The organism is Microbacterium sp. NPDC056044, from assembly GCF_042267145.1.
Taxonomy (GTDB): domain Bacteria; phylum Actinomycetota; class Actinomycetes; order Actinomycetales; family Microbacteriaceae; genus Microbacterium.
The window spans coordinates 220,380-240,751 of the sequence record NZ_JBHJWZ010000007.1; the positions used below are offsets into that span (position 1 = coordinate 220,380).

The following is a 20,372-nucleotide window of genomic DNA, read 5'->3' on the forward strand; positions in this document are numbered from 1 at the left end:
GCCGTGGCATCCATCGATCGCCTGAGCGCATGGTGGGGCGGCCCGCGGCTCGGCACCGCCTATTACAACGAGTACCTGCCGGATCCGGAGCGGCTCGAGACCGACCTGCGGCTGATGACGGAAGCCGGGATCACCTGCATCCGTGTGGGCGAATCGGTCTGGTCGACCTGGGAGCCGCGCGACGGCGAGTTCGACCTCGAGTGGATGACGCCGATCCTCGACGCCGCGTCCCGGCACGGGATCGGGGTCATCCTCGGCACGCCGACCTACGCGGTGCCGCCGTGGCTGGCCCGTGCCCACCCCGAGCTCGCGGTCGTGCGCCGCGACGGTTCGCCGGTGCCGTGGGGCGGGCGCCAGGAGGCCGACTACACGTCGGAGCTGTTCCGTGGCTACGCCGAGCGGGTGATCCGCGCCGTCGTCGGCAGGCACGGCCGGCATCCGTCGGTGATCGGGGTGCAGCTCGACAACGAGGCCGGGCTCCACCTCATCCACAACGGCGACGTGGTGCGGCGGTTTCGGGCCTGGGTCGCCGAGCGCTACGGCGACGTCGACACGCTCAACCGGGAGTGGGGACTGACGTACTGGTCGCACCGCATCGCCGATTGGGACGAGCTGTGGGCGCCGGCCGGCAACACCACCCCGGCCTACGACCTCGCCTGGCGCCGGTTCCAGGCGGAGCTCACGGCGGACTTCATCGGGTGGCAGGCCGGCATCGTCCGCGAGCTGGTCGACGACGACACTTTCCTCACCACCTGCATCGCGTACAACCGGCCGGCGATGGACGATGTCGCGGTCGGCGCCCAGCTCGACATCGCGAGCGGCAACGCCTACTACCTCGCGCAGGACGCGCTCGACCTCGACCGCGAGGGGGCGGGCGGGAACTGGTACGCCGACGACGTGCCGCAGTTCGTGCTCATGGCCGACCGCATGCGCGCCACGACGCAGGGGCCGTTCCTCGTCACCGAGACGGGCGCCGCGTCCATCGGTCCCGCGTGGCTCACACGCCCGCCCTATGACGGGCAGCTCGCGCAGGCGGCGTGGCTCCTGGTCGCGCGCGGCGCGCGGCTCGTCTCGTACTGGCACTGGCACACGCTGCACTCGGGCGCCGAGGTGCACTGGGGCGGCATCCTCGGGCACGATCTCGCACCCGGTCGCATCCACGCGGAGATCTCCGGGATCGGCCGGCAGTTCGCCGCGGCGGCGGAATGGCTGACGGATGCTGCGCCCGACGCCGACCTCGGGCTCGTGTACGCGCACGACAGCGAATGGATGATGTCGTTCGAACCGCCGCTGGCGGCCGGGTCAGAAGGGGACCCGGGGTCGTACGCGCGGATCGTCGGAGCCTTCGGTCGCGCCGCGATCGACGCCGGGCGGCAGGTCGGCTACATCAACGAGCGCCAGCTGCCCGAGGCCGCCGAGCTCCTTCGCCGCTACCCGGTGCTCGTCGTCGCAGGACTGGTCGCCGCCTCTGATCCGACGCTCGAGACGCTCGTCGAGTACGCGCGTCTCGGCGGCCGGCTCGTACTGGGCCCGCGCACCGGCTACGGCGACGACGAGGGGCGTCTGCGCGCGGGGCTCGCACCGGCGCTCGTGGGTATTGCGGCCGGGGTGGGGTACCGGGAGTTCGCGGCGCTCGCCGCACCCGTCGATGTCGTGCGCGACGGTGAGGTCGTGGGAAGCGCCCGCGGATGGGTCGACGGACTCGAGCCCGACGGCGCCGAGGTCGTGCTCGGGTACCGCCACGAGTTGTTCGGACGGTGGGCCGCGGTGACGCGGCGGGACGTCGGCGAGGGGTCGATCACCGTCGTGGGAACGCTGCTCGACCGGGCGACGCTCGCCGAGGTGATCGCCGACGTGGCGGGTGCGCCCGAGGGGATCCTTGCGGCGCGGCCGGGTTCGGTCACGGCGCACTCCCTGCACGGTGCCCGCGGCCGGGTGTGGGTGGTGCACAACTGGTCGCCCGAGCCCCGGACCGTCGTGTTCGGCCGGGCCGCAGCATCCGTCCTCGATGACGCGGTGCACGAGGCGAGCGCTGAAGTCACGCTCGCGCCCTGGGACGTGCGCGTCTGGCGCGAGGCCTGACCGCCCTCCGAGTTCCGCCGGCGTCAGAGACGCCGGAAGGTACCCGGAGCGAGGTCTGCGGTGCGGGTGTCGCCGCCCGGCAGCTCGATCTCGACCGTGCGGGAGCGGCGATCGAGGTTCGCGACGAGCACGGTGTCGCCGCCGTCGGAGGTGCGGGTGCCGAGTGCCCACACGAGACCGTCGGGCGAGTCGCCGCGGAGGCCGGGCGCGCCCGCGAGGGCCGCGAGCGCGGCGACGGCGTCGAGAACCGGGAGCGTCGCGCCGTCGGCCGTGCGAACGCCCCGCGGGCCCCACTCCTCGAAGTAGGCGAGGGTCGCGACGCCGGGCACTGCGAGGGCGGCGGCGCTGGCGACGGTCCACGCGGCCAGCTCGGGGGCGGCCTGGCGCGCGTCGACGGCGTCCGTCAGAGCCGAGCCGTAGCCGTCGCGCAGGTCGTCGTGATCGGGCATCGGCGGCGGGGTCGTCGCCACGTCGTTGAAGTGCGGGCGCAGCGAGATCGGCCCGACGTGCACCGGCAGCCCGCCGGCGAGGCGCACGCCCTGCGTCGCGACGAGTCGCTGCATCGGCAGGGCCTCGACCAGCTGCGCGGAGCTGAGACTGTGGAACAGCGGCGTGGTGCTGAAGACGATGCCGTCGAGGCCGCGCGGCAGCCGGTGGTGCTCACGATTGAGCTCGGTGAAGTGCGATCGCACGCCGCCGACGACCTCCGCGTCGATCCCCGCCTCGGTGAGGGCATGGCGCAGGTGGCCGATCGCGGTGAGATCCGACACGTGCCGCGCAGGCCCGGTCGGCAGGAACGCGGTGGCGCGACGGATGGGCAGTCCGCGGAGGGCGAGCGCGGCGCGATCGACGGCCGTCGGGTCGTCGTCGGCGAGCACGAACCGCACATCGAGAGGGAGACCGGATGCTGCGGCCCGGCCCAGTGCGGCGCGCCAGTTGCGGGTCGCGAGGTCGAGCTCGACGAGGACCGTCTCGCCCACGGGCGTGAAGTGGGGTGCGGGATCGGGCGCGGTCGACGCCGACACCCCGATCGCGGGCAGCGCCGGACCCTCCTCGAGGCGGATGCGGGTCACCGGATCCTGGGCCGAGAGCGTCGGGGATCCCGAGACCGCGACCTCGATCGACTGCACCACCCGCTCACCCGCGGCGACGGGGTAGGGGAAGGGCAGCCCGAGCGGGCGGCTGTACGTCTTGTACGAGGCATCCGTCCAGTTCCGCTGGTCCTCCATCTCGAACACGTCGCCCGCGAAGCGCACCTCGATGCCGAGGCCGTCGTGCGACCACGACAGGCCCGCGATGTCGAAGGCGGGCTGGTGCGGGCTGATGTCGGCGGGGAACCGGGAGTGCACGACGGCTCCGTCGGGGTGGCGCACGTCCATCGGGGTGCCGGCGAGCGACGGCGGATGCAGCACGACGAGTCCGGTGCGGTTCGTCTCGAAGCCCGAGCCCGACTCGAGGTCGGCGAGCACACGCAGGCGCCCGCCGCCGCGCACCTCGGCGCGGACGATGCCGCGGAAGTCCGAGCCGAGGCCGTCCGAGTGCACGTGCAGGGTGAGGGCGAGGTCGGACGCGTCCACACGATCGACGACGAGCCCGGCGGTGTCCCAGTCGCGGTCGCGCACGACGGCGCGCACCGAGCGGAGCACCGTGCGACCCTCGTACGCGACGTCGGCGAGCTCGTCGTCGCGCAGCTCGAGCGACCACGGGCCGCTCGTCCACCGCTCGGCCGGCTCGCCGTTCCACAGGTACAGGTCCGTCATCGTCCCATCCTTGTCCTCCGCGCGCTCATGCGCGCCCCATGCTTCGCGTCGTGCGGCCTCACCCCCCAGGGTCTGGGGCGCAGAAGCTCCGTTGGGGCGCATGATCTGCGCCCCAACGGAGAGAACGCGCCCCAAACCCGGGACGGACCCTGACCCGGACCCGGACCCGGCCGGCGGGTCAGAGCGAGGTCATGCCGCCGTCGACCTGGAAGGTCGCACCGGTCGCGAACGAACCGTCGTCGCTGGCGAGGTAGACCATGATGCCCGCGACGTCGTCCGCGGTGCCGGGGCGGCCGATCGGGATGCGGCCGACGATCGCGGCGCGGGAGGCGGGGTCCTCGCTGATCGCGGCCACCAGGGGCGTCTCGGTGTAGGCCGGCTGCACGGTGTTCACCCGGATGCCGCGATCGGCGTAGGCCGCCGCGACCGTGCGGGCGAGGCCGTGCATGCCGGCCTTCGACGCGCTGTAGGCGGTGAAGTCCTTGCCCTCGCCGTTGACCGCGGTCGGGCTGCCGGTGAGGATGATCGACCCGCCGCCACGCGGGAGCATCGAGCGCACCGCGTGCTTGACCGTCAGGAACGTGCCCGTCAGGTTGATGTCGATCGTGCGGCGCCAGACGTCCAGCTCGAGGTCGGCTGCCTGCGCGTCCTGCCCGAACAGCTGCACGCCGGCGTTGGCCACCACGACGTCGGGCGCCCAACCGGCCGCCTCCACCTCGGCGAAGGCCGCGGCGACCGCGTCCTCGTCCGAGATGTCCATGGTCACCGCGCGCGCGGCAGGACCGATCGCGGCGGCAGCCGCCGCAGCCCCCTCGCCGTTGCGGTCGGCGAGGATGACCCGCGCGCCCTCACGGGCGAACCGCGTCGCCACGGCGAGGCCGATGCCGAGCGCGGCGCCCGTGACGAGCGCGGTCTTGCCCTCGAGCTGTCCCATGCGTCAGCGCTCGATGTGGTCGAGGTGCAGCATGCGCGCGAGGTTCTTGTCGAGCTCGTCGTCGCGGAAGATCTTCTTCCAGTCGTCCTTGATGATGCTCTCCCGGCCGTAGTCCATAGCGATGAGGCACGCGTCCGAGAACGGGTTGTCGCCGCGCAGTCCGTTGGCGAGCGCCACCTGGGTGTGACCGTACAGGATGCTGCGGGCCGCCGCCTCCGGAACGCCCATCGTGTTGATCGCCTCGTCGAGCGCCTCGTTGAGGAGCGCGCCGATCATGCAGGCGACGGTCTCGACGAGGGTCGGCTCGAGCTGTGCGAGCTGCTTGACGGTGACGAAGTGCACGTCGATGACGGGGGCGTAGATCGCGCGGACGGTCGCCTCGACGATGGCCTCGTGGGCGGGGTCGTCGGACTCGACGGCCGCGATGGCGTCCTGCGGGGCGGCGATGCCGCCGAACGTGTCGGCCCACTCCTCCTTGGTGGTGCGCTCGAGGAACACCGACGGGTGGCACGGGTGCGCGACGGCCTGGACGACGTCCTCGCGGGTGGTGAGCAGGCCCGCGTAGGCGGCGGCCGGGTCGAGCGTCAGCACGATCGCGCCCGACTTCAGCTGCGGCACGAGGTCGGCCGTGACGGGGCCGAGGGCGAGGTCGGGCACGGCCAGCACGACGATGTCGGCGTCGGCGACGGCGGTGGCGGCATCCGTCAGCTCACGACCGGCGTCGATCGTGCGCTGCTGCCCGGCGGGCGAGTTCTCGACGTACCAGACGGTGTGGTCGGTCTTGGCGAGGTTGTTGGACACGCGCATGCCCATCTTCCCGCCGGCGCCGACGACGGCGATCTTGTACGTCTCGGTGGTGGTCGTGCTCATGTCGTGCTCCTCAGATACTCGATGGTGCGGCGGGTCCATTCCCGCTCGGTGCGGACGGTGGTCTCGGCATCCCCCTGCCAGGAGAGCCAGTGCTCGACGACCTCGTTGATCCCGCGCTCGCGCGGGCGGACGGTCTCGAGCAGGTGGGGGTAGTCGTGGAGGCCGTCGCCCATGGGCGCGCCTCCGTAGGTGAAGCCGACCCAGCCCGGCTGGCGGGCGAAGGCGAAGTCCTTGACGTGCACGTTCTTGACGTGCGGGGCGGTCAGCTCGACGCAATCGCGCGGGCGCTCGAGGCGTGCGACGACGTTCGCCGGATCGAGGCAGATGCCCAGGCGGTCGCTGCCGAGGCGCTCGACGAGATCGACGAGGTCGTCGGTCGAGACCTGCTCGTAGGTCTCGAGGGCGAGGTCGACGCCCGCCGCCTCGAACGAGGGGAGGACGGCGCCGAGCCACTCCTCGGCCTGGTCGAGGGTGGGGCGCGTGTCGGCGGAGTACAGCATGCTGCGGACGAGCGTGGTCTCGAACGCGCTCGCGAGATCGAGGAAACGAGTGAGCCGGTGCGGCTCGATGCCCTTCGTGCCCAGCTCGACGGTCAGCCCGAGATCGCGCGCCGCGGCCGCGGCGTCGGTGAGCTCGGCGCCGGTCATGTCGTCGAGCGGCGCGAAGTCGCAGATCTGGAACAGGTCGACGCCGAGCTCTTTCGTGGCCTCGAACGCGCCGACGAGCGACAGCGGCTCGGGCACCTGGTCGGAGTGCTGCCAGAAGAAGGCGTACGTGCCGAGCCCGATCATGCGCCGACCCCCTCTCGGGAGGAGGCGAGGACGGATGCCTCGTCCCAGACGGCGACGAGCGCCGACGGGTCGTGCGCGAAGCGGCCGAGGAAGAGGCCGTCGACCGCGTCACCGAGACGCGTCAGCAGGCCGGGTCCGGCCGACCCGCCGTAGATCACGACGCTGCCGTCGCGGGCGGGGTCGGAGTCGACCGCGGCGCGCAGCGCCCGGGTGACGGTGGCGATGTGGTCGTCGGGCGCGGGCTCGGCGGCGCCGATCGCCCACACCGGCTCGTACGCGACGATGACCGGGCCCGCAGGCACGTCCTCGAGGTTCGCGGCGAGCTGCTCGACGTTCGCGAGCGCAGCGGCGGGGGCGCCGAGGTGCTCGGCCTCGCCGATGCAGAGCACCGGGGTGATGCCGTGGCTGAGCGCGGCGGTGGCCTTGCCGGCGGTGACGGTGTCGGTCTCGTCGAACAGGCGACGGCGTTCGGCGTGGCCGATCTCGGCGACCGCGACGCCGACCTCGGAGAGTTCGGCGGCGGTGACCTCGCCGGTGTAGGGGCCGGGAGGGTAGGCCGAGACGTCCTGCGCGCCGACCAGCACCGGGGTGCCGGCGAACGCGGCAAGGGCGTCGGGGATCTGCAGGTAGGTGGGGATCACGAAGAACCGCACCGAACCTGCGGCCACGGCGGGGTGGCCGGCCGCGCGGGCAGCGACATCGGCGAACCAGGAGCGCGCCTGCTCGTGCCCGAAGTACGTCTTCAGGCTCACCCCGACAGTGACCCGGCTCATCAGCAGGAGCCCGTGGTCTCGAACTCGTCGATGACGGCGACCTTGTCGGCCGAGGCCGACGTGGTGTCGAACCGGTAGGTGAGCCACTCGCGCACCAGGCGGCGGGCGAGCTCGATGCCGACGACGCGCTGGCCCATGGTGAGCACCTGCGCGTTGTTGGACAGCACGCCGCGCTCGACCGAGAACGAGTCGTGCGCGGTGACAGCACGGATGCCGGGCACCTTGTTCGCGGCGATCGCGACGCCGAGACCGGTGCCGCAGATCAGCAGCGCGCGGTCGGCGTCGCCGTTCGCGACCTGCTGGGCGGCCTCGATCGCGACCTTCGGGTACGGGGTGTGGCCGTCGGCGTCCACACCCACGTCGATGACCTCGATCACGCCGGGGTTCTGCTCGAGGTCCTTCTTGAGGATCTCCTTGTAGTCGAAGCCGGCGTCGTCGGCGCCGATCACGATGCGCAGCGGCTGTGCGTCCAGGGACTCAGGCATTCGCGCTCTCCTTCTGGTTCTCGGCCGCGAGCGTCTCGCCCACGGCGGTCACGATGAGCGCGAGACTGATCGCGCCCGGGTCGGGGGTGCCCACGCTGTTCTGGCCGTGCGTGCGCGCGCGGCCCATGCGGGGCAGGAGCTCGGCCGTGGCGACGGCCGCGCGGGTCGCAGCATCCGCCGCCGTCCGCCAGGCGTCGATGAGACCCGCACCGGCGTCGACCGCCTGGGTGAGGGTGGTGCTGAACGGCACGAGCGCGTCGACGAGGGTCTTGTCGCCGACCTCGGCCTTGCCGTAGTCGCTGACGCCGCGGGAACCTGCCGCGACGCCCGCGGCCAGGGCGGCGGCATCGGGGCGGCCTTCGTCGCCGAGCTTCGCGGCGACCGCGTTGAGGATGACGCCCCACAGCGCGCCGGACGTTCCGCCGGCCTTGTCTGACCACGCGTCGGCGGCGTGCGCGAGCGTCGTGCGCGCACCGGCGCCCGCATCGACCGCGGCGGTCGCGGCGGCGAGGGCCGCGTGCGAGCCGCGCTGCATGCCGATGCCGTGGTCGCCGTCGCCGGCGATCGCGTCGATGCGGCCGAGCTCGTCGACGTGCGTGTCGACCGTGGCTGCGATGGTGCGCACCGCGGCGAGCACGGTGCGGGCGGCGGACCGGGATGCCTCGTCCCCGGGCTCGATCGCCTCCGCCACGGTCGCGGTGCTGTCGGCGGCGACGAGACGCTCCTGCGGCGCCACCGACCCGCGCCGGTAGGCGGGGGTGTCGACGGGAGCGTCCCACAGCGGGGCGAGTTCGTCGTCGAGCCAGAACAGGGTCAGCGACGTGCCGGCCATGTCGAAGCTGGTGCAGTACTCGCCCACGTGCGGGTCGACGAGTTCGAGACCGGCGCCGGTGAGCAGCTGGGCGATGCGCCGGTAGACGACGAACATCTCCTCGTACTTCAGCGACCCGAGGCCGTTGAGGATCGGGACCACCCGGGCACCCGCGAGCTCGACCCCGTCGGGCACCTCGGCCAGCAGCTTCTCGACGAGGAGCTCGGCGAGCCCGTCGGCAGTCGGGATGTCGGTCTCGTCGATGCCGGGCTCGCCGTGGATGCCGAGCCCGACCGCCATGCGGCCCTCCGGGACGGTGAACAGCGGGTGGTCGGCGCCCGGCAGGGTGCAGCCGGTGAACGCGACGCCGAACGAGCGGGTGCGTTCGTTCGCGAGGCGCGCGAGCCGGGTGACCTCGGCGAGGTCGGCCCCGGCCTCGGCGGCCGCGGCCGCGATGCGGAACACCGTGAGGTCGCCGGCGATGCCGCGGCGCTTGTGCTTCTCGTCCACCGGCGCCGACACGATGTCGTCGGTCACCGTGACGGTCTCGCACGCGATGCCCTCGGCGCGCAGCTTGTCCTGCGCGGCGTCGAAGTTCAGCACGTCGCCGGCGTAGTTGCCGTAGGAGAAGAACACGCCGCCGCCGTTGTCGGCGGCCTTCGCGACAGCGAACACCTGCTGCGTCGAAGGCGAGGCGAACAGGTTGCCCATCGCCGCGCCGTGCGCGAGCCCCGGACCGACCAGCCCGCCGAACGCGGGGTAGTGGCCCGAGCCGCCGCCCACGACGATCGCGACCTGACCGGCAGGCGACACCGTCGAGCGCACCACGCCGCCAGGCACCCGCCGCACGTAGCGCTCGTTCGCCGCGACGAACCCGTCGATCATCTCGTCGGCGAAGTCCGCCGGCTCGTTCCACAGACGCGTCATCGTGCGTCGCCCTGGGGATCGGCCGCGGTGCGGAGGGCCTCCGCGTCCACAGCGGGTGCAGCATCCGCGTCTGCGTCGTCGACGACGACCGGGTTGATGCGGTTGCTGCGGGCCAGCAGCACCATGAGCACGGTCGACACGAGCATGACGAAGCCGACGATGAACATCGGGATCTCGTAGCCGCCGGTCCAGTCGTGCACGAAGCCCGTGACGAACGGGGCCGAGAAGCCGGCCAGGTTGCCGATCGTGTTGATGAGCGCGACGCCGGCCGCGGCGGCGGCACCCGTGAGGAAGCGCGTCGGGAGCGTCCAGAAGTTCGGCAGCGCCGCGAAGATGGCGCACGCGGTGACCGTGATGACGGCGATCGTCGCGGCGGGCGATCCCATGAACAGGGCGAGCGGGATGCTGATGGCCCCGGCGATCGCCGGACCCGCGATGTGCCACGTCTTGAGGCCGCGCTTCGAGGCGTCGCGAGACCAGAAGTACATGACGATGGCGGCCGGCAGGTACGGGATCGCGGTGATGAGGCCCTTCTGCAGCGTGTCGAAGGTCACGCCGGACTGCGACTGGAACCCCTCGATGATCGTCGGCAGGAAGAAGGCGAGCGCGTACAGGCCGTAGATGAAGCCGAAGTAGATGAACGAGAGCACCCACACGCGACCGCTCTTGAAGGCGAAGCGCGCAGAGACGTGCCCGTGCTCCTTCCTCTGCGTGGCGGCCTTCTCACGGTCGAGCGCATCCGTCAGCCAGACCTGCTCGTCACGGGTGAGCCACTTGGCGTCGGCGGGCTTGTCCTTGAGGTAGAACCACGCGATGACGCCGACGATGATCGCGGGGATCGCGACGCCGAAGAACATGAAGCGCCAGCCCTCGAGGCCGAAGAACACCTCGTGCTGCTGGATGAGCCAGCCGGCGAGCGGGGCGCCGATGACGGTCGTGAGCGGCTGCGCCAGGTAGAAGAGCATGAGGATGCGGCCGCGGTACTGCGCGGGGACCCACAGGCTGAGGAAGAGGATGGCGCCGGGGAAGAAGCCGGCCTCGGCGACGCCGAGGAGGAAGCGCAGCACGACGAGCTGCTCGAAGTTCTGCACCCACGTGAACAGCAGCGCGACGATGCCCCAGCTCACCATGATGCGCGAGAGCCAGCGACGTGCGCCGAAGCGGTGCAGCGCCAGGTTCGAGGGCACCTCGAGCAGGATGTAGCCGATGAAGAAGACGCCCGACGCGAAGCCGAACTGAGCGGCGCTGAGCGCGAGGTCTTCATTCATGCCGTTGGGAGCGGCGAAGCCGATCGCGGTGCGGTCGAGGTAGTTGATGAAGAACATCAGCGCGACGAACGGCACGAGGCGGATCGACACCTTGCGGATGGCCGATCGCGCGACGGGCGGCGCGCTGGCGACGGTATGACTCTGGTCCACAGTGACTCCTGCTATCGACGGTGATCGAGGTGGTTTCCCGGACCATTGTGACAAACCGGTTGACCAAATGCAAGAACCGGTTGACCAGTTGGCGGTGAGATCGGGTTCAGGCGACGCGTCGCGCCGCGGCATCCGAGATCTCGAACTCGAGCGTCTCGCCGTCGGTGCTCGCCGCCCGGATCCGAAGCTCGACGCCGCCGAATCGCTGCGTCCACTCGTCCGGTGCGCCCGCGTGCACGGCGATCGCCTCCTGCGCATCGGCGTCGTCGAGCGACTCGTACACGACCCAGCTCCCGCCGCCCAGCCTCGTCGACCGGGAACGCGGGGGATCGCACAGCCAGGCGGCGATGAGCACGGTCGCACCGGCCTCCGCGTGGGCGCGCAGCACATCGAGCGTCGTGCGGGGGAGCCGGCTGCCCGCGACCACGACGAGACCTGCATCGGCCAGCTGATCGGTGCGCACGTGCTCGTCGAACACGAGCACGCCGCGGGCCGGCTGGAACAGCCCGTGCATGCGGGTCGCGTCGTCGGCGCCCGCATCGAGCGGGAACTGCGGCCGGGGAATGTCGTTCAGCTCGTGGCGGGGGAAGTCGTAGCCGGGGATGTGGAGGCAGCTTCCGTGGTCGGGAAGCCGCCCATGGCTGAGCGCATGCCAGGCCTCGAAGACGCTGCGGGAGGTGGCGGGCGCCGTCGTCGCCCGGTTGCCGAACGGCCGCGCGCCGCGACCGAAGTCGCTGTCGTCGGCGTGGACGAGGGCGATGTCGGCGCGCGCATCGCGATGGCTCCAGTGGAGCGGATGCCGCGGCACGAAGTCGCGGACGAACTCCTGCCAGATCTCACCATGGGCGGTGCGGGTGAACCCGCCGGCGCCGAGGTGTCGCACCAGCACGTCGATGTTCTCGACGAACAGTCGCGTCGGAGCGAACAGATAGGCCAGGCGCAGCGCCGACGCGAACTCCGCCGGCGAGTGCCCGGGGAAGCCCGGGGCGCGCGTGAGCCAGGGGCCGATGTCGGGTCCCCACAGGTCCGCGCAGATCCACAGCTCCCGGTCGTACTGCAGCGCCGCGCCGAGGGCCGTGCCCAGCTGCAGCGGCTGGAACGACTCCTTCATCACCTTCGGGGTCGGCGTCATCCCCGCGCGGGCGAGCGTGTGGAACATCACCGGGAACACCTGCTCGGCGAGCACGGGAACCGGTGGCGAACCCGCCGCGGCGCTCGCTGCGGAGACCTCTTGCACGATGCCGCGCACGGTGTCGTCGACCACCGCGATCGCGTCGTCGGCACCGAGTCCCTCGGTCTGACCGAAGTGGGGCAGATGGGCGTCGTGGCGGTACTGATCGGCGTGGATCTGCAAGTGCTCGGGCTCGTCGTACAGCACACCGGCGAGCACGCCGGCGGCCGCAGCATCCCGGATCAGATCGGCCTCGAGGTCGTACCGATTCGTGCCCTCGGAGAACGGCCCGTTGATGTTGCCGTACTCGTTGCCCAGCACGAGGCCGATGCCGGCCTCGGCGAGGTCGTCCAGCAGGGGGCCATGATCGGCGTGGGTCGGGATGACGTGGTGCACGTAGAAGTCGGCCCCGAGGTCGCGCAGCACGCCCACGAACTCGCGCGGCGACGGCGGCGGATCCTGCGACGGGATGGGGATGCCGGTTCCCGTGCGCATGATCTCGTCCGAGGCGGCTCCCGCCCAGGGGTCCTGGAACGCGACGACCGGCCCCTGGATGCCGAGCGATGGTCGGGCCGGGGCGGGGACGGATGAGGGGACGGCGGATTCGTCGACGGGCACGGGGAGGCTCCTCGGAGGGGGGAAGGGAGATGCGGCGGCCGACGTTCCCTGGAGCCGGCCGCCGCACGGAACGGGCTACTGGTTCAGCACCACGTCCATCTCGGCGAAGAACTGCTCGACGGCCTGGTCGACCGTCAGCGTGCCGAAGTTGAGCTCCTCCGTCAGCTCGCGGAACTTCTCGTGCAGCGAGCCGTAGCCGACGATCGGGGCCGGCGGCGCTTCACCCAGCCGGTCGGCGATCGACGCCTCGTAGTCCACGATGTCCTGGCTCACCGGGTCGAGGTCAGCGGCGTCCCGCGCCGTCGCCGAAGCCGGCAGGCCTCTGTTGGTGCCGAAGATCTCGCCCGACTCCGGCGAGTTGATGAGGAAGTCGATGAGCGTGGCGGCTGCGGCGGGGTGCTCGGAGTTCGCCGCGATCGAGTACATCTGCGACGCCTTGAGGTAGAGGTCCTTCGCGCCGTCCACCGACAGCGGCGGAGCCTGGAGCGTGACCTCGTTGCCCTCGCCGAGATTCGCGAGGAAGCCCGCGAGGAAGTTGTCGGTCTGCGTGTCGCTCGCACCCAGGCCGGCATCGAACGCGGTCATCGGCTGCACCTCGGCGACCCGCTGCTGCGGGACGAACGCGCCGTCCTCGCGGGCGGCGGCGGCCTCTTCCCAATACTCGGCCAGGCGCTCCTCGTCGAAGCCCGGGTTTCCCTCGTCGTCGAAGAGGTCCTCGCCCTCGGCGCGGAGCTGCATCTCGAAGTTCACGAAGCGCGACGTCGGGTCGACGCCGCCCCACACGTCCGGCACGCCGGCCGCCTGCGCGGCGTCGGTCACCTCGGCGACCCACTCGTAGTAGTCGGCCCACGCGCCGCCGGCGAAGGGGTCGACGCCGATCTCGTCGAGGATCGTCGTGTTCATGAACATCGACCAGGCATTGGTCGAGATCGGCACCGCCGTCGTCACCCCGTCGACCACGCCCGCGCCGAGCACCGACGGGTCGATCGGGTCGGTCTGGATGATGGTGCCGAGATAGGGCTCGAGGTCGAGCAGCGAACCGCTCTGCGAGTACTGGCGGATGTAGGCGAGGTCCATCGTGACCACGTCGGGCAGCCCGCTGCCGCTGGCCTCGATCTGCCGCTTCTCCCAGTAGTCGTTGGGGGACAGGAACAGCACCGAGACGTCGATGTGGGGGTACTGCTCCTCGAACGCGGCGATCGCCTCGTTGTACAGCTCGGCGCGCACGTCGTTGCCCCAGAACGTGAACGTGATCGAGACGTCTTCATCGGGGTCGAGGGTCGGCGCGCTGCCGGAGGGGGCGGCGGATGCGCAGCCCGTGAGTCCGACGGCGGCGGCCAGTGCCACCCCTGCCGTGCCCAGGATGAGCTTCCGGTTTCGGAACTTCATTGTGTGATCGACCTCTCGTCTTCGAGCAATCAGGAAACGTTTTCTCAGCGGGGTGCGAGAAAGGCGACTGACGCCGCCTGTCCACAGTCTGACAAACCGGTTGACCGAATGCAATCCCGGAAGGGCCGCGACTGTCGTAAGTTGTTCGCATGCCCGCCTACCCCGACGATCGCTCGGCCGAGATCACGGCGGCCCTGGGCGCCCTGCCGGCCGGCACTCCGGTCTCAGAGGTCGCCCGTCGTCTGATGGACCTCTTCACCAGCGGCGACCTCGAGGCCGGCACCCGCCTGCCCCCGGAGCGACAGCTGGCGACGACGCTCGGCGTGGGGCGATCCGCGGTGCGCGAGGCTCTCGCCGCGCTCGAGATCCTCGGCATCGTCGACGTGCGCCCCGGCTCGGGCACGTACCTGCGCGGCACCGCGAGCGAGCTCCTGCCGCAGACGCTGCGCTGGGGACTCCTCATCGGGCAGAAGAACACCGCCGAGCTGCTCGAACTGCGCTCCGGGCTCGAGATCTACGTCGCACGTCTGGCTGCGGGCCGGGCCGCGGCATCCGATCTCCGCTCGCTCTCGGAGGCGCTCGAGCGCATGCGCGACGGCGTCGGCGACCTCAAGACGTTCGCGCGCGCCGACCTCGACTTCCACAATGCGCTGGCGGCCGCGGCGGGCAACGACACGCTCGTCGACCTTCTGCACGTCGTGCGGTCGCTCCTGCAGGTGTACGCCGACCGGGCCGTGCACGACGAGACCGAGGCGCGCACCGCCATCGACGAGCACGCCGCCGTCTTCCGTGCGATCGAGGCGAACGACGAAAATGACGCAGCATCGGCGATGGCGCTGCACATGGCGACCGCCTCGCAGCGCCTCGCGGCCGAGGCCGCGCACTGAGCCGGACCGTCTGAAGGAGGCGGCGATGCCGCGCAACTGGGCTGGAACCTACGAGTACACCGCGCCCCGGATCATCGAGGCGACATCGGTCGACGACGTCGTGCGCGCCCTGCGCGCACCCGGCCGGGTGCGCGCGCTCGGCACGCGGCACTCGTTCACCGACCTCGCCGACACCACCGGCACCCTCGTCGACGTGACCGGGTTCGCGGCCGAGTTCGCGCTCGACGAGGCCGCGCGGACCGTCACCGTGCCCGCCGGCATCCGCTACGGCGTGCTCGCCGTGTGGCTCGACGACCGCGGGTGGGCGCTGGGCAACATGGGTTCGCTGCCGCACATCAACGTGGGCGGCGCGACGGCCACGGGAACGCACGGCTCGGGAGACGCGAACCGGGTGCTCTCGGCGTCGGTCGCGGCCCTCCGCTACGTCGGAGCCGATGCCGAGGTGCACGAGGTGCGCCGCGGCGACCCCGACTTCGACGCCGTCGTGGTCGGGCTGGGCGCCTACGGCATCGTGGTGTCGCTGACGCTCGACGTGGTGCCCGCCTTCCGCGCCCGGCAGGACATCTACTCGGGCGTCTCGTGGGACGCAGCGCTCGCGGACTACGACGCGCTCACGTCCGCGGGGTACAGCGTCTCGGTGTTCTCGCGCTGGGAGGAGCAGTCGATCGGGTTCATCTGGGTGAAGTCGCGGCTCGACACCGACGACGACGCCGTGCCCGACACGATCCTCGACGGCGTCCGCGCCCCGGTCGGCCAGTCGCCGCTCGGCGCGGAGGACAACGTCACGGAGCTCACGGCACCGGGACCGTGGATGCTGCGGCTCCCGCACTTCCGCCTCGATGCCGAGCCGTCGTTCGGCGACGAGATCCAGAGCGAGTACTTCGTCGCCCGCGCCGATGCGCCCGCGGCGCTGAGCGCGGTGCGGACGCTGGGCGACAGCATCCGTCCGCATCTCATCTGGACCGAGCTGCGCACCGCCGCCGCCGACGAGCTGTGGCTGAGCCCGGCGTACCGTCGCGACGTCGCGATCATCCACTTCACATGGCACAACCAACCCGACGACGTCGCCGCCGCCGTCGCCCGCGTCGAGGCGGTGCTCGAGCCTTTCGGGGCGCGCCCGCACTGGGGCAAGGTGCATGGCTTCGACCGGGCCGCGATCGAGCGCGTGCACCCGCGACTCGCCGACGCGCGGGCGGTGTTCGAGCGCCTCGATCCTGAGGGGCGCTTCTCGAACGCGCACCTCGCGCGCCTCGGCGTGCGGGAAGCCCGCTGAGCGGAGGCATCCGATGGACTTCGCGGTGATCCCCTGGGCGGTGGCGGCATGAGCGATCGGCGATTCCCGCGTTCGGTGTTCTCGCGAGGGACCGAGCCCGATGCGCGGTTCACCCTCGCCAACGAGCGCACCTTCCTCGCGTGGATCCGCACGGCCCTCGCCCTGATCGCGGGCGGCGTCGCGCTCGAGGTGCTCGGGCTCGACCTCCACGCGGGCCTCCGCCTGGCGGCGTCTCTGGTGCTCGTCGCCGTCGGCGTCCTCACCCCGGCGCTCGCCTGGTTCGGCTGGATGCGCACCGAGCTCGCGCTCCGCGAGGGGAGGCCCCTTCCGACCTCGCCGCTCGGGGTCATCCTCGGCTCCTCGGTGACGCTGGCGGGCCTCCTCGTGATCCTGGCGATCCTGCTGCGATGACCCCGCTCTTCGACGACGGCCTGCAACCCGAGCGCACCGAACTGGCGTGGCGGCGCACGGCGCTGGCACTCGCCGTCGGGTCGCTCGTGGCGTTCCGTCTCCTGCCGTCGGCGTTCGGCGACGCCTGGTGGGCGCTCGGCGGCGTCGCCGGCCTGCTGGCCACCGCCTGGCTCTACCTCAGCGCGCGGCGGCGGTACCGCCGCGTGAACGAGGCCCTCCGCCGGGAGGGCGACAGAGCGAGGATGCCGAGTGCCGGTGTCCTCGGCATCCTCGCGCTGTTCGTCCTCGCGGTCGGGATCACCAGCGTCGCGGTCGTCCTCGCCGTGGCCGTACGCGGCGGCGCAGCGGTCTGATCGGCGTCGGTCACCCGGCGGCCGAGGTGCTCACATCCCGTCAGCCGGCGACGCGGATCGCGCGAACGGCCATGAACTGGCGGCCGGGCAGTGGCACGCGCACCGTGGTGCGGTGGGTGCCCTCGAGGCGCTCGACGGTCATGTTCCACGTGTCGATGACGTCGATCGTCCACTCGCCGTCGCCGAGCACGACGTTGCGGAAGCGGGGACGGTTGAAGCCGAAATAGCCGACGCGGTGGGCGTCGCTGCCGCCCCAGGGGACGTCCCAGTCGGAGGGAAGCGGGTCCCAGACCCCGTCGGGAGCGTCGGCGAGCAGTCGCTTGAGGAAGCCGATGCGGTCGGGCGAGGTGCCGTGCAGGGCGCCGCCCTTCGACCACCACAGCACCTCATCGTCCAGCCCGAGCGCCGAGGGGAGGTAGGTCTCTCCGTGGCCGACGTAGCCGCCGCGGACCGCGCCCTCCCAGAAGCGCCGGGTCATCTCCTCGCCCGTGATGTTGCCCCAGCCCTGATCGATGTCGCCCTCGTAGGCGCACTCGTCGATCACGACGGGCTTGCCCCAGCGCTCGCGCCATTCGTCGGTGTTCTCGGCGGTGCGATAGACGTCCACGCGCTGGATGCTCACGTGGGTGATCCACGGCTTGGCGTAGTCGTAGAGCGGGCGGCAGTTGTGGATCGAGTTGAGGTGCCCGAACGGGTCCTCCTCACCGACGACCGCAGCCAGACGCTCCCAGTCCGCACCGGTCTTCGACCACAGCAGGTCGTACTCGTTCGCCATCGACCACCACACGTTCGAGAACGCGGCGAGGCGGCGCACCGCGTAACGCAGGTAGCGCTCGTCGACGGCGGGTCCGAGGTCGGCGAAGCCCCACCGGTCGTACGCGTGGAACAGGATGAGGTCGGCCTCGATCCCCCGTTCGCCGAGCTGCGCGATGCGCTGCTCGAGCCGCCGGAAGTGGGCCGGGTCGAACCGCTCGAGATCGAAGCCGTCCTCGAGAGAGCCGGGGAACACGAAGTCGGAGGGCTCGTTCGCGTTGAACAGGTACGACTTCGGGAACAGGCACATGCGGATCTTCGTGAACGGCGCCTCGGCCAGGGTGCGGAGGGTCTGCTCCTGCAGCTCCTCGGGCTGGTGGGTCCACACGTAGGCCGTGGTGCCGAGCGGGCGGTGGCGCGTGCCGTCGGAGTGCCGGAAGTGGAAGCCGTCCACCCGCACCGGTCCGTGCGAGCCGTCACGAGCGGCCGTCACCGTCACCGTGCCGGCGATCGCGTCGAGCGAGCGCGCGGTCGAGCGGGTCACGAAGGTCCACTCGCCCTCGGCGTCGGCGAGCGCCCGCACCAGGTAGCGGCCGTCGCCGTCGTAGAAGCCGCCGACGCGGACGTCCGAGCCGTCCGGACGCGTGAACACCGCGTCGAGCTCGACGTCGACGAACGGGTTGCCGTGGTCGGGGCCGTCGAAGCGCACCTCCAGCACGTCCCACTGGGGCGTCGAGGAGGGGAGGACGACGGATGCTGAGCCCCGCGTCACCTCGTCGCCCTCGTAAGCCGGGTCGGGGCTGATCGCCGGCGCGTAGGGCGCACGCTCGTCGTCGCCGTCCTCGATGTCCGCGAGCGCCGCCCACAGGAGTTCCTGCGCGTCGGGGTCCTCGAGGGCGGGGACGAGCGCCACGAGCTGGCCGAGCCGCACGCCGCGGTACTGCGCCGCCATCGGCGACGCCGCGATTCCGGGCAGGTGCGTCTCGAGCACGGCACGGCCGGCGGGGCTGTCGAGGGTGTCTCCGAAGGTGGAGGCGCGGTCGAACACGGGGTTCCTTCCGGTCAGAGGGTCGAGGTCAGCGGGGCACGGAGCGGCGGGCGGCGCGGCGGGCGGTCGTATTGCGGGAGCGCGGGAGCTGCGGGAACCGTCATTCGTCGTGTCCTTCCGCGACCCAGCGCAGCACGGCGATGTCGCCGTCGACGGCGTACACGCCGATGACGCGGCCGGTGAACGACTCCGCGACCTCGGAGGAGAGGAAGCGGCCGTCGATCTCGGCGAGCTCGCGGCGCTCGCCTCCGATCGTCGCGGCCAGGTGGAACATGTCGCTCGTCCGGGTGAACACGCCGTCGGACACGGGCCGGCGCGACTCGAGGTGCAGGTCCACCACATCGCCGTCAAGCGGCGTGCGCCATTCCTGCACGAGCCCCGCGATCGCGGCGCGGGCGACGACCTCGCCGGCACCGGCCTCGAGCTCGATGTGGAAATGCTCGTCGTACCGCACGGCGAGGCCGCCGACCCCGGCCGAGACGTCGATGCGCACCGTCACGGCGTTCGTGAGGTGCTCCTGACGGCGCCCGACGAACACGGGTCGTGGGTCGTCGAGAGTGGTGCCGTCGGCGTGGAGCACGAGCCAGCCCGGCCGCGCGGCGAGGTCGGCGTGGTCGGTCGGCAGAGCGCGGACGGCGATCCACTCGCCGTCGAGCGGCGTGTCGGCGGCGAACCCGATGTCGGTGCGCGTTCCCGGCCGAGGGTTCAGCTGCACCGGGTCGATCTCGGGCCAGCCGTCCGCGCCCCAGCGCACCGGGGTCACGAACGACTCGCGGCCGAGGGCCGAGAAGGCCCGGGTCATGCTGCGGGGGCGCACACCGAGCAGCACGCACAGCCAGTCGCCGTCGGGACCGATCACGAGGTCGCCGTGCCCGGTGTTCTGCACCGGACGCGTCGTCCCGCGGGCGGTGACGAGGGGATTGTGCGGCGCCGTCTCGAACGGGCCCTCGGGGCCGTCGCCACGGGCGATCGACACCCCGTGGCCGCGCTCGGTGCCGCCCTCGGCGATCATGAGGTACCAGCGCCCGTCCACCTCATAGAGGTGCGGCGCCTCGGGGAATCCGCCGCCGGTGCCCGACCACAGCGAGCGGGGCTCCTCGAGCGCGCGGTGGGTGGCCAGGTCGACCTTCACCTGCTGGATGCCCAGGTGCGCTCCCGCGTGCTCGCCCGAGAGGATCATGCCCGAGAACGTGATGTACACGGTGCCGTCGGCATCCCACGCGATGTCGGGGTCGATGCCGTCCAGGCTCCCCGAACCGTCCGCCTTGAGGATCAGGTCGCCGTCGCTCCACGGACCTGCGGCGTCCGCGGCGGTGAAGTGCAGCATCCCGCGCCCCATCGCGTCGCTGATGACGAGGTGGAAGACGCCGTCGCGGTGCCGGATGGTGGGCGCCCATGCGCCGCCCGCCGTCGGGACCTGCTCCACCGCGAGTTGGCCCGGCCGCGTCGCGACGTGGCCGATGAGCTCCCACGTCTCGAAGTCGGTCGAACGGTGGATCGGGATGCCCGGCAGGTACTCGAACGTCGACGTCGCGAGGTAGTACACGCCGTCGACGGCCACGACGCTCGGGTCGGGGTGGAAGCCGTTGATCAGGGGGTTGAAGAGGGTGCTCACGGG

Annotated in this window: 17 protein-coding genes; 5 read left to right on the forward strand and 12 right to left on the reverse strand. The window is 71.8% G+C overall.

What is annotated here, in order from left to right; all coding sequences use genetic code 11:
• Window positions 1-3: 3 nt before the first annotated feature.
• On the forward strand, window positions 4-2,082 hold the full coding sequence (locus ACFC1I_RS20085) for a beta-galactosidase (protein ID WP_376013623.1): 2,079 nt from the start codon (window positions 4-6) through the stop codon (window positions 2,080-2,082).
• 23 nt (window positions 2,083-2,105) lie between these two features.
• On the opposite strand, the gene ACFC1I_RS20090 is transcribed toward ACFC1I_RS20085, so the two are convergent.
• The 10 genes from ACFC1I_RS20090 to ACFC1I_RS20135 form a co-directional block, all read right to left on the reverse strand.
• Entirely contained in the window at window positions 2,106-3,842 is a 1,737-nt protein-coding gene (locus ACFC1I_RS20090) for a hypothetical protein (RefSeq protein WP_376013625.1), read from the reverse strand.
• A gap of 178 nt (window positions 3,843-4,020) precedes the next feature.
• Window positions 4,021-4,776: an SDR family NAD(P)-dependent oxidoreductase gene (locus ACFC1I_RS20095; protein WP_376013628.1), complete on the reverse strand. Its 756-nt coding sequence runs from the start codon at window positions 4,774-4,776 to the stop codon at window positions 4,021-4,023.
• Between the two features lie 3 nt (window positions 4,777-4,779).
• Entirely contained in the window at window positions 4,780-5,646 is an 867-nt protein-coding gene (locus tag ACFC1I_RS20100; RefSeq protein WP_376013630.1) for a phosphogluconate dehydrogenase C-terminal domain-containing protein, read from the reverse strand.
• A complete protein-coding gene (locus ACFC1I_RS20105; RefSeq protein ID WP_376013633.1) occupies window positions 5,643-6,437 on the reverse strand; it encodes a sugar phosphate isomerase/epimerase family protein in 795 nt (264 codons plus the stop codon). The genes ACFC1I_RS20100 and ACFC1I_RS20105 overlap by 4 nt, the downstream gene beginning before the upstream one ends.
• A complete protein-coding gene (locus ACFC1I_RS20110; protein WP_376013635.1) occupies window positions 6,434-7,210 on the reverse strand; it encodes a triose-phosphate isomerase family protein in 777 nt (258 codons plus the stop codon). Before ACFC1I_RS20110 ends, ACFC1I_RS20105 begins: the two co-directional genes overlap by 4 nt.
• Window positions 7,210-7,695: a ribose-5-phosphate isomerase gene (locus ACFC1I_RS20115; RefSeq protein WP_376013637.1), complete on the reverse strand. Its 486-nt coding sequence runs from the start codon at window positions 7,693-7,695 to the stop codon at window positions 7,210-7,212. The genes ACFC1I_RS20110 and ACFC1I_RS20115 overlap by 1 nt, the downstream gene beginning before the upstream one ends.
• Window positions 7,688-9,433: a dihydroxyacetone kinase family protein gene (locus ACFC1I_RS20120; RefSeq protein ID WP_376013640.1), complete on the reverse strand. Its 1,746-nt coding sequence runs from the start codon at window positions 9,431-9,433 to the stop codon at window positions 7,688-7,690. Before ACFC1I_RS20120 ends, ACFC1I_RS20115 begins: the two co-directional genes overlap by 8 nt.
• Window positions 9,430-10,851 carry an MFS transporter gene (locus tag ACFC1I_RS20125; protein ID WP_376013643.1) on the reverse strand — a complete coding sequence of 474 codons (1,422 nt, stop codon included), beginning with the start codon at window positions 10,849-10,851 and terminating at the stop codon, window positions 9,430-9,432. The genes ACFC1I_RS20120 and ACFC1I_RS20125 overlap by 4 nt, the downstream gene beginning before the upstream one ends.
• Before the next feature lie 106 nt (window positions 10,852-10,957).
• Window positions 10,958-12,640 carry a hypothetical protein gene (locus ACFC1I_RS20130; protein WP_376013646.1) on the reverse strand — a complete coding sequence of 561 codons (1,683 nt, stop codon included), beginning with the start codon at window positions 12,638-12,640 and terminating at the stop codon, window positions 10,958-10,960.
• 75 nt (window positions 12,641-12,715) lie between these two features.
• Window positions 12,716-14,029, reverse strand: coding sequence for an ABC transporter substrate-binding protein (locus ACFC1I_RS20135; RefSeq protein WP_376013649.1), 1,314 nt, complete (start codon window positions 14,027-14,029; stop codon window positions 12,716-12,718).
• Window positions 14,030-14,178: 149 nt separating this feature from the next.
• On the opposite strand from ACFC1I_RS20135, the gene ACFC1I_RS20140 reads away from it, so the two are divergent.
• From ACFC1I_RS20140 to ACFC1I_RS20155, 4 genes are read left to right on the forward strand one after another with little or no spacing between them, the layout of a single operon-like run.
• Window positions 14,179-14,916, forward strand: a complete 738-nt coding sequence (locus ACFC1I_RS20140; protein WP_376013651.1) for a FadR/GntR family transcriptional regulator — start codon at window positions 14,179-14,181, stop codon at window positions 14,914-14,916.
• Between the two features lie 25 nt (window positions 14,917-14,941).
• The gene (locus ACFC1I_RS20145; protein ID WP_376013654.1) at window positions 14,942-16,189 is read left to right on the forward strand and encodes a D-arabinono-1,4-lactone oxidase; all 1,248 of its coding nucleotides are present in this window, start codon (window positions 14,942-14,944) and stop codon (window positions 16,187-16,189) included.
• Window positions 16,190-16,237: 48 nt separating this feature from the next.
• On the forward strand, window positions 16,238-16,600 hold the full coding sequence (locus ACFC1I_RS20150; protein ID WP_376013657.1) for a YidH family protein: 363 nt from the start codon (window positions 16,238-16,240) through the stop codon (window positions 16,598-16,600).
• Entirely contained in the window at window positions 16,597-16,953 is a 357-nt protein-coding gene (locus ACFC1I_RS20155; RefSeq protein WP_376013659.1) for a DUF202 domain-containing protein, read from the forward strand. The genes ACFC1I_RS20150 and ACFC1I_RS20155 overlap by 4 nt, the downstream gene beginning before the upstream one ends.
• A gap of 40 nt (window positions 16,954-16,993) precedes the next feature.
• On the opposite strand, the gene ACFC1I_RS20160 is transcribed toward ACFC1I_RS20155, so the two are convergent.
• Together ACFC1I_RS20160 and ACFC1I_RS20165 are read right to left on the reverse strand one after the other, a co-directional pair.
• The gene (locus ACFC1I_RS20160; protein ID WP_376013662.1) at window positions 16,994-18,754 is read right to left on the reverse strand and encodes a DUF5605 domain-containing protein; all 1,761 of its coding nucleotides are present in this window, start codon (window positions 18,752-18,754) and stop codon (window positions 16,994-16,996) included.
• A 100-nt stretch (window positions 18,755-18,854) separates the two neighbouring features.
• The gene (locus ACFC1I_RS20165; RefSeq protein WP_376013664.1) at window positions 18,855-20,369 is read right to left on the reverse strand and encodes a family 43 glycosylhydrolase; all 1,515 of its coding nucleotides are present in this window, start codon (window positions 20,367-20,369) and stop codon (window positions 18,855-18,857) included.
• Window positions 20,370-20,372 lie beyond the last annotated feature (3 nt).

Bases quoted from the DNA above. Each gene is read 5' to 3' on its own strand.
- ACFC1I_RS20090 (WP_376013625.1), bottom strand. From the start codon at position 3,842: ATGACGGACCTGTACCTGTGGAACGGCGAGCCGGCCGAGCGGTGGACG.
- ACFC1I_RS20095 (WP_376013628.1), bottom strand. From the start codon at position 4,776: ATGGGACAGCTCGAGGGCAAGACCGCGCTCGTCACGGGCGCCGCGCTC.
- ACFC1I_RS20100 (WP_376013630.1), bottom strand. From the start codon at position 5,646: ATGAGCACGACCACCACCGAGACGTACAAGATCGCCGTCGTCGGCGCC.
- ACFC1I_RS20105 (WP_376013633.1), bottom strand. From the start codon at position 6,437: ATGATCGGGCTCGGCACGTACGCCTTCTTCTGGCAGCACTCCGACCAG.
- ACFC1I_RS20110 (WP_376013635.1), bottom strand. From the start codon at position 7,210: ATGAGCCGGGTCACTGTCGGGGTGAGCCTGAAGACGTACTTCGGGCAC.
- ACFC1I_RS20115 (WP_376013637.1), bottom strand. From the start codon at position 7,695: ATGCCTGAGTCCCTGGACGCACAGCCGCTGCGCATCGTGATCGGCGCC.
- ACFC1I_RS20120 (WP_376013640.1), bottom strand. From the start codon at position 9,433: ATGACGCGTCTGTGGAACGAGCCGGCGGACTTCGCCGACGAGATGATC.
- ACFC1I_RS20135 (WP_376013649.1), bottom strand. From the start codon at position 14,029: ATGAAGTTCCGAAACCGGAAGCTCATCCTGGGCACGGCAGGGGTGGCA.
- ACFC1I_RS20140 (WP_376013651.1), top strand. From the start codon at position 14,179: ATGCCCGCCTACCCCGACGATCGCTCGGCCGAGATCACGGCGGCCCTG.
- ACFC1I_RS20145 (WP_376013654.1), top strand. From the start codon at position 14,942: ATGCCGCGCAACTGGGCTGGAACCTACGAGTACACCGCGCCCCGGATC.
- ACFC1I_RS20150 (WP_376013657.1), top strand. From the start codon at position 16,238: ATGAGCGATCGGCGATTCCCGCGTTCGGTGTTCTCGCGAGGGACCGAG.
- ACFC1I_RS20155 (WP_376013659.1), top strand. From the start codon at position 16,597: ATGACCCCGCTCTTCGACGACGGCCTGCAACCCGAGCGCACCGAACTG.